Source organism: Ignatzschineria cameli (assembly GCF_003121895.1).
In the GTDB taxonomy this organism is placed as follows: domain Bacteria; phylum Pseudomonadota; class Gammaproteobacteria; order Cardiobacteriales; family Wohlfahrtiimonadaceae; genus Ignatzschineria; species Ignatzschineria cameli.
The window spans coordinates 387403-399402 of sequence record NZ_QEWW01000001.1 but is presented as its reverse complement, the minus strand read 5'-3'; the positions used below and the strand labels follow the sequence as shown (position 1 = coordinate 399402).

The following is a 12000-nucleotide window of genomic DNA, read 5'->3' as shown; positions in this document are numbered from 1 at the left end:
ATATTCCAAAATAGTCCTAACTGATTCTTATTTAGCACAAAATAATCAGTTCCCTCCCCTCCACTAATTCTCTTACTGAATCAAACACAATTTTTTCTCCTCTCTCTGCAACTATTGCTCCTATCTCATTGCTCAATTGTACAAGAAACTGTACAATTGAAATCTATATTTAATATATAGATCTATAATAATAGATTGACTCAACAGGAGACCAATATGCATATATTTACCTATTCAGATGCACGCAATAATCTCAAATCTGTCTTAGATAAGGTTAATAATGATGCTGATGTTGCATTTATTACTCGAAAAGAGGGAGGACATGCCGTCATTATGGGACAAGAACATTATGATAGTTTGATGGAGACTTTATATCTTCTCTCATCTCCCAATAATGCTAATCGCTTAACTGAATCAATCGCTCAATTGCGTTCCGGTAAAAAAGTTGAGAGAGATCTAATTGAGGATGAATAGTAGAACAATCGAATGGACAATACACGCATGGGAGGATTATCTCTACTGGCAAACACAAGATAGAAAAACTCTTAAACGCATTAATAATTTAATCAAGGAGTGTCAAAGAACACCTTTTGAGGGTACCGGCAAACCGGAGGCACTAAAAGCTAATCTTTCTGGATTTTGGAGTCGAAGAATTGATGAAAAACATCGATTAGTCTACGAAGTAACAGATAAGAGAATATCGATTGTTCAATGTAGATTCCATTATTAACCGATGCGATTAAAGTCTATAGATTCAATAAAAATAGAATAAAACAGAGCTTCATGCCGGCAAAGTGATGATCTTAAGAATCATTGATTAAAAAGAAGCTGAATGCTGTCGGATCTTACTATCCCGTTCTTCCAAAAATCTCATGCCGACAGATGGCAATCTTTCTGTTGCCGGTCCTTACCATCGCATGCTTCTCAAAATCACGCGCCGGCAAGTATCGCTACTTTAACAATCTTATCCCCGGCTATCATTGATGCCAATCTGCGGGCATGCAGTCGTGATAAGAACGAAATTGTTCTCTCCCGCCTTTCCACAAGTCCTCTTATGGAATCAAATATAAAAAATAGAGTAGGGAAAATTAGAGAGATCTGATTTGCTAATCTAACAATTGAGTCCGCCGATAAACTCTGATACTTTCAAATAGAGCAGATAGAAATTATCGCTTACATCCCGACCTTAAATCCCCATATTTGAAGGATTTAAAAAAATAATAAGAATAGATAATATAGATAATAACCACCCTTAAATTGTAGATATAGTAGAGATAGATCAGAAATCGATAGCAATGACCCTACCAATAACAGTCGCTACCGAAATGATCATAAGAGGATAGAGAGGAATATGCAAACCCGTTCACTACAGACTGCCGTGCCCATCTTACTGATGCTGGGATCCGCCCATCTGCTTAATGATTTTATTCAATCGATGCTCACTGCCATCTACCCGATGCTGCAAGAACTCTTCCTCCTCGATTTTGCTAAGATTGGCCTTATTAGCTTAATCTACCAATGTACAGCCTCTATTTTACAACCTGCCATCGGCTTTTGGACCGATAAACATCCTAAACCCTACCTCCTTCCAACCGGCATGGTGATTACCACAAGTGGTATTACGCTCCTTGCCTTTGCAACAAGCTATCACCATCTTTTAATCGCTGCTGCAATGATGGGAGTCGGCTCTTCAATCTTTCACCCTGAAGCCGTACGACTCACGCGCATCGCTTCAGGCGGTCGATTTGGTTTAGCTCAATCGATCTTTCAAGTAGGCGGTAATATGGGATCAGCCTTTGGCCCGCTTATTGCCGGTATTGTGATTGTGAAGTATGCCAATCAGAACAATATCCTCTACTTTGTCATTGCCGGTATTACCGCTATTGTACTTTTAACCTATCTTGGCCATTGGGGAGGAGAGTATCAGCGAAATCAACAAAAAGTAAGCGCTCGAAAAATCACCTTCCCTTATGGAAAAAGAAGAACAATCTGGGCACTTATTACTCTCGGTGTCCTGATATTTGCAAAATATTTCTATATGGCTAACTTCACTAACTACTTTAGCTTCTATCTAATTGAGAAATTTGATATTGAACGCTCCAATGCAGTAATCCTCCTCTTCCTCTTTCTCGCTGCAATCGCGATTGGTACTTTTGCCGGCGGTCCTATCGGTGATCGAATCGGCCGTAGATCGGTGATCTGGTTCTCCATGTTGGGCACCCTTCCCTTTACATTAATACTTCCCCATCTCCCCTTTATCGGCGTGATGATCTGTGCTGTTATTATTGGTTTGATTCTAGCCTCCGCCTTTTCGGCAATTGTTGTCTTTGCACAAGAACTAGTTCCTGGAAGCGTAGGCATGATTGCCGGCATCTTCTTTGGCCTGATGTTTGGGATGAGTGGTATCGGCGCTCTTTTCCTCGGCTGGCTTGCCGATGTTACCTCACTTCAGACTGTCTTTGTTCTTACCTCTTTTCTTCCTATTATCGGCGTTTTAACCTTTTTGCTCCCTAAAGAGGAAGAGAAAGCGCTGCAATAAGCATCAGCACGAGTCATAGGAGCTAATAGCAATTGATAGCAACTGATAACAATCAGATAGTGATAAAGACGATAACATAAGGATAACGGATGATGAGGAGGATGGTGATAATAAGGATAACAACAGCAAGAAAAACAAAAGGGGTAGCAGACAATAAGTGCAATAAGATCAAATAATAAGCGAATGCTGAATAAGTTGAACAAAAAATAGAAGAACCGAATGGCTTAATGCAGTTTATTCCTATTAATGGCATAATTGAGAGCTAAAATATGATTTTTGGTAAAGATATGACGCAATTCCTCAATTACGGTAAAAGTATTAAACAACACCTTCATCGCTTAATCACTTGGGCACTTAAGAGTCGCCGTAATCGGCGGATCGCAGCACATCTGCTCGCCTTTATTCCTGTTGGATTGTGGCTTGCAGTTCACTCGCCCTTTCATAATGGCATCTCCCTAATTAGCCTTGCCTTTATTATTCCGGTAACGCTCTTTATCTTTAGTATGCTCTACAATGCGCTACTAACGGGGCTCAAGCGTTTTATCCTCTATGCCAAAACGCCTAATGCATCGATCATTTTAAAGCGATTAAGTAGCCAGCATAGTCTCTTTGTAATGGGAATCTTTGCCATTCCAATGGTATTGATTCTCTCGCTACTCTTTGTTGATATTGTTTCACTGATCGCCCAAGTTCCCCCATCAAAACTCTATGGTGGTGAATATACCTTTCTTACCTCACTCTACTTTGGTGCGTTTGCCGTCTTAGGTTTTAGTGTCTCTGCCTATGTAGCCTCAGTACGCCATCGCTCACTGCGCCACTCAGAGAAACACCTTGAATATACCCAGCAGAAAGATCGTGAAAGTGAAGTCGATCGCCGAATGTTAGAGGGTATTAAATTATTAGGGGATAAGAATGAATCAGTCCGTTTAGGAGGAATCTATATCTTATGGGAGATTGTGAAAGATGCCGTAAAAGCACTTCCTTACCTCGATAGCCGTTACTACAATGTCTATTATCATCGCTATAAAGATTATCCCATTATTCCTTATATGACGAGTAAGCCGCTCTCAGCTGCTGAGACAAAGGGACAAGCCTCCTTAAAGAAACGCTATCTTAAGCAATATCCTGCGGATCAATCTCAAATTAAGGCTTATCTCAAAGCATTCTCCCTTCATGAGCAAGTTCTCAGTATTCTCTGTGGTCATATTCGTACCTTGACTAATAGTGAAGAGTATCTCCTCACCTACTATCCTTCAATCGCTAAAACACGCTTCTCAAGAGCCTATGCAGAACGTTACGATGATGACTCAAAGGTGATTCGACAACATGAAGAGGAGCCCGGCAACGAAATCGCGATTCTCTTTCGTCTTTTAAGTAAAAAGGAGCATAGTCACGATAAGACATTAGTTCGTGCACTCAACTTTAAACTCAATTTAGCAAGCTCAATCCTTAAAGGGGTCTATAGCGATCATGCCGATCTTGAGAATATGAATCTGCGCAATGTTAATTTTACCTATGCGCGTCTTAACTATGTCACTTTCGATTATAGTAATTGTTTCGATACTAACTTCAGTTACGCAACTCTCAATATCTCGAGCTTTACCATGAGTGATCTAACAGAAGCACGCTTTATAAAGGCACAAATTACCAATACCACATTTAAGTATGCAAATTGCATTCGTGCTAACTTCCAACATATTTTTCATAAAGCTTACTTCTACGGCACCACAATGCAGCATACCCGCTTTACGTTAGAAGACTTTATGGAAGATCGAATTGAACTTCTAGGGATCAATGGTCTTCCCGGCTTTGCGAATGTTACAAGCCTAGAGCAAGAGGCGATTATTGAATTACACCCTCGCCATCCTGATGATGAGAAGAATCTTAAACTCAACTTCCCTATCTATATCAATCCCAATAATCCAGAAAATATTAAAGCGATTAAGGAGATTCCCGATCTCTATATGCAATATCAACGCTTATTAGAGCAACCTAAATGGCGCATTCCCATTATTGAGGCGCGACAAGCGCATGAGACCTTAATGCGAAGTGGCTCTAATCCTCAACCTGGTGAAGTTTATAGTGGGCATCGTAGCCTAGAGCAGATCAATACTCGTGAATATCTTGCCGTCTTCCATCGGATGTTTAAAGAGAAAAATCGCCAATATCAAGCCTTCTATGATGCACTCAATCGCAAGGAGAAGCGCTTAGTAACGCGCATGTTTACCGACTTTGACCAATCACAACGCCGAGAAGAGAGAGAGAAGGAAGAGCAAAATGGCAACAAAGAGATTAAGCGAGCACCAAAAGCATCTCCTAATAGAGACGAACGAGAGAGCAAAGTAGAGAAAAAGAGCCCCAAAAGCAAAGATCGTTCCCAGGGTACTGAAAACACTGAAAACACCAAAAAGATTAAAGGTAATGATGACTGATCGTTCTAATAAACAGAGATTGAGACCCCATGAACAAAAAGATCATCATGAGATCCTCTTAGTCGGTGATTTTGCCGGCGTTGGTAAAGTCTCTTTCTCGGTGATGACACCACTTTTAACTGCCAAAAATCGCACCTTAAGCTGCCTTCCTACTGCTGTCGTCTCTAATAGCTTCGATTATGGTGATGCCGTTGTCTATGAATTGACAGATTATATGGCGCAGACCCTAGAGATATGGCAGAAGCATCAATTTCAATTTGATCTCTTAATTACCGGCTTTCTCTTCTCTCAAGCACAAGTAGCTATCATTAAACGATTAATTGCAGAGCAGGAGAAGCCCCCCTTTCTTATTGCCGACCCAATTATGGGCGATTGGGGTGAACTCTACAGTGGGCTCTCCCATGAACTTGTTGCCGGCATGCGTGATATTGTTGCGCTCGCAGATCTGATTATCCCTAATCTTACGGAAGCTTTACTGATTTTAGGAGAGGAGCAAGCCTATCATCATGTCACTGAAGCGAAGGTCTATGATTGGCTCAAATCACTCCATGAGATGGGGGCTCAGTCTATTCTGATCACAAGTGTTAAGATTCTTGATCAATTCTATATCTTTGGATATTGCGCACGTGAGGATCACTACTTTAAAATCCCCTACCAGATGATCCCGATCCATTTTGGCGGAACGGGCGATATCTTTACAGCACTGATCACAAATGCGCTTCTAACACAGCCTGAACTCTCTTTAGAGCGGGTGGTAACACATGCCGCGAAAGTGGTCTCCGCCATCTTAGAGCAGGAAGAGACTTATCCTAAAGAGAAGATTGATGAAGTCTACTTTCAGCGTTATCTCAATGAGCTACGCGCCATGATCCCCCTCGAGGAGATGGTAGATTAAAATAGCGGCCGCAACGCCTACATTGAGTGATTCTGTCGCACCTAACATCGGGATCTTCACCTTCTGCTTCGCCATTTTTTGTAATTGTGGTGAGACGCCTTGCCCCTCATTGCCCATTATAAGCGCGCATCGCTTAGGATTCGTTAGTTGCGTATAAAATTGAGCATCCTCTAATGTGGTGACCCAAGAGCAGTAACCTGCCTCATGGAGCGTAGGTAATAAGTTCAGTAGAGACACGCCACTTAAGATCGGAATCTGAAAGAGCGCCCCTTGTGTTGCACGAATACTCTTAGGATTATAGAGATCTGCAGACCCTTCTCCTAAGATAACCCCTTGAAAGCCGGCAGCCTCAGCGGTGCGAATCATCGTGCCGACATTCCCGGGATCTTGTACACCATCGAGAAGCAGAAGATGCGGTAGAGGTCGATCCTCTCCTAAAGCGAGAAAAGAGTGTAGAGTCCTACTCGGTTGCCGAATTACCGCCAGCACGCCCTGAGGGGTTGCCGTATCGGCAAGTAATTTTATAATACTCTCCGGCACTGTGATCAGTTCAACAGTTGTTATCGAGAGAGTGGCATCCGATTTTGAGGGAGATGATTGTAAAGAAGATTCTAAATGTTTGATGTAGCGACTTAAAGCCACCTCAATCTTCTGCCAATCTTCTGCATGTTGAGCCACCATCGCATCGCTATAGAGAATACTCTCCACCTCAGCGCCATTCAGTAAAGCCTCTTCAAGAAGATGAAATCCCTCAATAAGGTAAGATCCGGTACGATCTCGCTCCCGCTTCTGGATTAAACGTCGCAAACTTTTAATCCGCGGGTTTTGATGGGAGCTGATCTCCGCTCTTGTAAGGTTTATGACTCGTTCCATAAATATTGCCTGCTCCTTTGAGATTCTCTCTACTACTCTTCCGTAAATGCCATCGCATCTTGAAGGCTGACCGATACTAACCGCGAAACTCCCGGTTCAGCCATTGTAACCCCAATTAAGGAATCGGAGATCGTCATCGTCGCTTTATTGTGGGTGATAAAGATAAATTGTACCTTTTCACTCATCTCATCGATCAACTTCCCTAAACGACGAACATTCGCCTCATCGAGAGGCGCATCGACCTCATCGAGCATACAGAAAGGAGCAGGATTGAGATTGAAGATAGAAAAAACAAGCGCCATCGCCGTTAGCGCTTTTTCTCCCCCGGAGAGAAGATGGATCGTTCCAGGTTTTTTCCCAGGAGGATGGGCAATAATATTGATTCCACTTGTTAAAGCATCCTCTTCTGTCAATTCAAGATATGCCTTCCCTCCACCAAAGAGCCGTGGGAATAGTGTTGAGAAATCATCATTGATCGCTTGGAATGTCTCCATAAAGCGGGTACGTGTCTCTTGATCGATCTCACGAATCGCCTTCTCAAGCATTAAAAGCGCCGTTTCAAGATCTTCATGTTGTGTGTCGAGATACTCTTTACGCTCCCGCAACTCTTCACTTTCGGCAATAGCCATCAGGTTAACGGCACCCATCTTCTGAATAGCGCTCTGAATCTCTTTTAATTTCTGCTCTAAAACCTCTGCCTCTTCAGTTTGATAGCGCTCTTTTGCCATTAAGAGCTCCTCATCAGAGATCTCTGAGACAATCTTCTCCCACTGATCTAAGATAATACCGCGCTTCGTATTGAGCTCTGCCTCTCGGATAGAGAATTGATTCATCTTTTTCTTCTGCGCTTCTAATGAGGCATTAAAGATATCGCGCCGCTCCTCAAGGGTGGTCAGAGCGATACGCCCCTTCTCTACCTCATGCTCTAACGCACTAAGATCTGCTTCAAAAGTGACTAACTGCTCAATCGCAACAATCTTCTCAACCTCAAGATCAGCAATTTTATCTTGATAATCCCCCACCTTCTCTTGCGATTTTAACCGTTTTTGCAGTAAGGTTAACTCCTCTTCTGCTCGATTATGACGCTCTTTAAGGCGTACATAGTGATGCTCTAACTGTTCAACTTGCCCTTTTCGTGCTCGATGCTGCTCTCGCAATGCGTCCATCTGCTGCTTCTGCTCACCATAGTGGCTCTTTTGCATCTCATACTGCATCATCGATTCTTCAAGCTGCTCTTGAAGCAGGATTCGCTCCTCCTCCACTAATGCAATCTCTGTTGAGAGAATCTCAAGTTGTCCTTGATGCTTCTGCTCCTCTTCCATTAACTCATCAAAACGACGTTTCGCGCGATGACGCACCTCTGCCTGATGACTTTCAGCTTGCAGAAGAAGGCTCAATTTTTTCTCAAGATCGTAATATTCACGATTCACTTTCTGCAAAGCTGATCGCGCCTTATCTACCAGTTGTTGACGCGCCTTCAGGCACTCCTCTTTCTCATAGAGCGCCTCATCTAAAAATTCCAATTTCTGATCGATCTCTTGCCGCTCTGCTATTGCATTCTCCAAAGAGCGTTGTCGCGCTAAGATCCCAAATTGTGCATCTTGGGTATTATAGAGCGCCCAGTCCGGTCCAAAGAGAAGACCCGATTTGGTAACGATCGCTTCATAGAGTGCCAAGGATTCTCTCAACGCGATAAAGCCGGCATCTTTTTCAATCGCGAGAGGCTCTAAGTGAGAATCATCAAAGATATAGAGATGGGAGAGAAGTGAGCCGATCGCCAGATCGCTCTCAATATAGTAGCCAAGTTGATCGGCACCATATGTATAATCATGCCCGCCTAAGATATAGCTACTTCCCCGTTGCTTCTCTGTCTCAACCATCAAAAATTGTTGTAAAACAGTATCAACAGCGCTATTCCAGCCCTCTTTAACAACGAGATGCTCAAAGAGGGGCGAACGTGACTTCTGCTCATCCTGATTGAGCATCTTCTGCAACATACTTATTTCGCCGGCAAGTTGATTTCGTGTTGCGAGCTCTTGTCGTTGCTCATCTTGTAATGTTCTAATCTCCGCTTTTAACGTAATCAACTCACTATCGCCAACCTCTATTTGCGCTGTTAACTCCCCTTGCTCTTTACGATAGATGACAAGTGATGATTCAAGCGCTCGGCGCTCTTCTGAGGCCGCTTGATCCTCTTCACCTAGATCTTGTGACGCTAGAGTTGCTCGCTCAGCACTTACCTGTGTTAGGCGCTCTTGATGAAATTGTCGGCTCTGTGTTGCTAATTGTAGCTTCTGCTCTAACTGCTTAACCTGATCACGTAATGCTTGTGTACGTTTTTCTGCTGATTCGAGGGACTGCTCAACCGTTGATAATTGATCACGCTCCTGCCAGAGCTGCTCCTCAAGAGATTCGAGGGTAAACTTCTCCTCATTAAGATTCTCTTCTAAGGTGGTTAATTCCGATTGTGTCGCCGCTAACTCCTGCGAGAGCCTCTCCCCATTCTCTTGCCACTCTGATTGTGATTCCATCGCCTGCTTTTGTAGATCTTGTAATCGTATCTGTTCATGATTGAGATGATCAACAGCCTGCTTATAAGGATAGAGCGCTCGATTTTTCTCCGCTAAGGTGGCTTCTAAGGTCTCAAAATGCTCCTTTTGTACCAAAATTTCTGCGCTTACCTCTTGATATTGGGTGAGAACCGTTTGAAATTGTTCATACTCCCCTTCATGATCTTGATGTAGCTTCTCAATATCAGCCTCAATCGCTCTTTTCTGCTCGGTCACTTGCGAATAGCGAATCGTCCGCTCCTGCTCTCGTAGAGCTTGGTAACGTCTTGCAGCATCGGCTTGGCGCTCTAACTTAGAGAGCTGCTTGCCTAACTCTAAACGAATATCATTGAGCCTCTCTAAATTCTCTCGTGTATGCTCGATTCTTTGCTCTGTCTCATGGCGACGCTCCTTATACTTTGAGATATTAGCCGCCTCTTCAAAAAAAACTCGAAGCTCATCTGGCTTAGATTCAACAATACGAGAGATCATCCCCTGCTCAATAATGGCATAAGAGCGAGGACCTAATCCCGTTCCTAAAAAGATATCGGTAATATCCCGGCGGCGGCAACGCGTATTATTTAAGAAATATTGACTCTTTCCATCGCGATCGAGCGTTCTTCTAATGCTAATCTCCCGATACTCCGACCACTTTCCACCTAATCGACCCTGATCATTTTCAAAGATCAACTCGATAGAGGCCATGCCGGCGGGCTTTCTTCGCTCAGAGCCATTGAAGATCACATCACTCATCGACTCACCGCGAAGCTGCTTTGCCGAAGATTCCCCCATTACCCAACGCACTGCATCGATGATATTGGATTTACCGCAACCATTAGGCCCTACGATACCATTTAGTTTGCTCGTTAAAACAAAAGTTGTCGGCTCAACAAATGATTTAAAACCAGAGAGTTTAACTTTCTTTAAGCGCATAGGTGACTCTTTCCATACTCAATTGGGGGAATAATAAAAAGGATATAATCTAGCACAATTTCACCATTTTTACTCGCTCTTTACCTGCTTATTGATGAGCGTTTATTGATGAAAAATGGATAATAAAAGAGAATGCTAAAAACATACTTATCATATATAATCAGTTTTTGTTGTGATTCATAACAATTAATCTTAAGCTAACGTAATAAAGATGCAATAGAGGTACAATAGCGACATGACAGAGAGTAGCGATGCGATCACGCTACGACAGATCATTATCGAATTTAGCATCGACTGGCAAAATTATATTCTTATAAATATAAATAAAGGAGCAGGATTATGCCTGAGAGTATCGACACCCCACAAACCCCACTTTTTCAAGGTGCATTCTTTGAAAATTTCTTAGCGATCTCCCGTTACGAGACAATCATCGGTCTTCTAATCTTAGCGTTCGCTTTTTGGGTGATCTATCGTCTTCAGAAGCGTAAATCGAGCTTCTTTATGCGAATGTCGGTTGGTCTGATTTTAGGCGCAGTAATCGGATTAGGCATTCAAGCGTGGCAAGGCTTTCCTGATCAAGCCAATATTGTCTTAAAAGAGACCGCTACCTGGTATGGACTCTTTGGTCGAACCTTTATCGCCTTTATCCGAATGCTCGTTATTCCCCTTGTTTTTGTCTCTATTGTGAAGGTTATTTTAGATTTTGGTGGCGACCAACGTCTAACAAAAGTGGCGCGTCGAGGTATCTTCTGGCTTCTCTTTACCACCGGCATTGCGGCATTATTAGGGATCTTTATTGCTAATATTATGAGGCTAGGTTATGGCGATGCCTTGATCGAGACAGCGGCAAAAGAGCGTGAATACACCACCTTAGTGGATACCTTTGTTAATCTTGTGCCTAATAATATTATCTCAGCAATGAATAATAACAATATTATTGGGCTTGTGATCTTCTCTGCCTTAGTAGGAGTTGCGGCAAACCGGATGAGACCTAAAGCAGAAGAGGCGATCTCTATTTTCCAAAAGCTGATCGATGCGCTTCACAAAATAGTGATGAGTATCACTATGACTATTATCAAATATATGCCCTATGCCATTATTGCACTCTTAGCCGGCACCATTATGACCAATGGGATTCCGGCAGTGATTAAGGTCTCAAGCTTTGTGATTGCGATCTATATTGCAACCTTTATTATGATTATGATTCATCTTGTGATCGTTGCGGGACATGGCCTCTCCCCGTTAATGTTTCTTCGTAAATCGCGTGACACTTTAGTGATGGCCTTTTCTAGCCGCTCTTCTGTTGGTACTCTGCCTCTTGCGATCTCCACATTAACAGAGAGAATGGGAGTTTCTGGCAGTACTGCTAATCTAATCCCCTCACTTGGAACAACAATGGGGATGAATGGTTGTGCCGGCTTCTTTCCTGCTCTTCTTGTGATGATGGTTGCTCATATGGTCGGCATTGAGACAGATCTACAATTCTATATCATGCTTCTTATTGTAATTGTCATTGGCTCCATCGGCATCGCCGGCGTTCCGGGAACGGCAACTATTGCGGCTACAATCGCCCTCTCCGGCATGGGAATGGGTGAGTATTTCCCTCTCATTGGTATGGTATTAGCCATCGACCCGATGATTGATATGGGAAGAACAATGACCAATATCTCCGGCGCACTAACTGCATCCGTTGTAACCGATAAAGAGTTAGGTCTACTCGATCAAGGGCGATTCCAAGATCCTAATGCTTATCTAGAAAGTGGTGAAGAGGCTTCATAA

The 12000-nt window shown here is 43.0% G+C and carries 9 protein-coding genes; 7 read left to right on the top strand and 2 right to left on the bottom strand.

Annotated elements, in window-relative coordinates:
• The first annotated feature begins 216 nt into the window (after positions 1-216).
• The 6 genes from DC077_RS01590 (at position 217) to DC077_RS01570 (ending at position 5866) form a co-directional block, all read left to right on the top strand.
• Complete coding sequence (locus DC077_RS01590; RefSeq protein ID WP_109201018.1) at positions 217-474, top strand: type II toxin-antitoxin system Phd/YefM family antitoxin; 258 nt, start codon at positions 217-219, stop codon at positions 472-474.
• On the top strand, positions 467-730 hold the full coding sequence (locus tag DC077_RS01585; RefSeq protein WP_094568096.1) for a Txe/YoeB family addiction module toxin: 264 nt from the start codon (positions 467-469) through the stop codon (positions 728-730). Before DC077_RS01590 ends, DC077_RS01585 begins: the two co-directional genes overlap by 8 nt.
• A gap of 83 nt (positions 731-813) precedes the next feature.
• Entirely contained in the window at positions 814-984 is a 171-nt protein-coding gene (locus DC077_RS10815) for a hypothetical protein (protein WP_157953465.1), read from the top strand.
• A 367-nt stretch (positions 985-1351) separates the two neighbouring features.
• Positions 1352-2539, top strand: coding sequence for an MFS transporter (locus DC077_RS01580; protein ID WP_109201017.1), 1188 nt, complete (start codon positions 1352-1354; stop codon positions 2537-2539).
• A gap of 269 nt (positions 2540-2808) precedes the next feature.
• Entirely contained in the window at positions 2809-4971 is a 2163-nt protein-coding gene (locus tag DC077_RS01575) for a pentapeptide repeat-containing protein (RefSeq protein WP_109201016.1), read from the top strand.
• Positions 4961-5866, top strand: coding sequence for a PfkB family carbohydrate kinase (locus DC077_RS01570; protein WP_109201015.1), 906 nt, complete (start codon positions 4961-4963; stop codon positions 5864-5866). The genes DC077_RS01575 and DC077_RS01570 overlap by 11 nt, the downstream gene beginning before the upstream one ends.
• Here DC077_RS01570 and DC077_RS01565 read toward each other — a convergent pair.
• Positions 5828-6739 (bottom strand): TrmH family RNA methyltransferase, encoded by a 912-nt coding sequence (locus DC077_RS01565; protein ID WP_109201014.1) that lies wholly within the window; start codon positions 6737-6739, stop codon positions 5828-5830. The genes DC077_RS01570 and DC077_RS01565 overlap by 39 nt on opposite strands.
• A gap of 32 nt (positions 6740-6771) precedes the next feature.
• A complete protein-coding gene (locus DC077_RS01560) occupies positions 6772-10221 on the bottom strand; it encodes an AAA family ATPase (RefSeq protein WP_109201013.1) in 3450 nt (1149 codons plus the stop codon).
• Between the two features lie 339 nt (positions 10222-10560).
• Here DC077_RS01560 and DC077_RS01555 point away from each other — a divergent pair, with 339 nt between their 5' ends.
• Positions 10561-12000: a cation:dicarboxylate symporter family transporter gene (locus DC077_RS01555; RefSeq protein WP_109201012.1), complete on the top strand. Its 1440-nt coding sequence runs from the start codon at positions 10561-10563 to the stop codon at positions 11998-12000.

Excerpts from the sequence above, each read along its gene's own strand:
- DC077_RS01590 (WP_109201018.1), top strand. The coding sequence starts at position 217 with ATGCATATATTTACCTATTCAGATGCACGCAATAATCTCAAATCTGTC.
- DC077_RS01585 (WP_094568096.1), top strand. The coding sequence starts at position 467 with ATGAATAGTAGAACAATCGAATGGACAATACACGCATGGGAGGATTAT.
- DC077_RS01580 (WP_109201017.1), top strand. The coding sequence starts at position 1,352 with ATGCAAACCCGTTCACTACAGACTGCCGTGCCCATCTTACTGATGCTG.
- DC077_RS01575 (WP_109201016.1), top strand. The coding sequence starts at position 2,809 with ATGATTTTTGGTAAAGATATGACGCAATTCCTCAATTACGGTAAAAGT.
- DC077_RS01570 (WP_109201015.1), top strand. The coding sequence starts at position 4,961 with ATGATGACTGATCGTTCTAATAAACAGAGATTGAGACCCCATGAACAA.
- DC077_RS01565 (WP_109201014.1), bottom strand. The coding sequence starts at position 6,739 with ATGGAACGAGTCATAAACCTTACAAGAGCGGAGATCAGCTCCCATCAA.
- DC077_RS01560 (WP_109201013.1), bottom strand. The coding sequence starts at position 10,221 with ATGCGCTTAAAGAAAGTTAAACTCTCTGGTTTTAAATCATTTGTTGAG.
- DC077_RS01555 (WP_109201012.1), top strand. The coding sequence starts at position 10,561 with ATGCCTGAGAGTATCGACACCCCACAAACCCCACTTTTTCAAGGTGCA.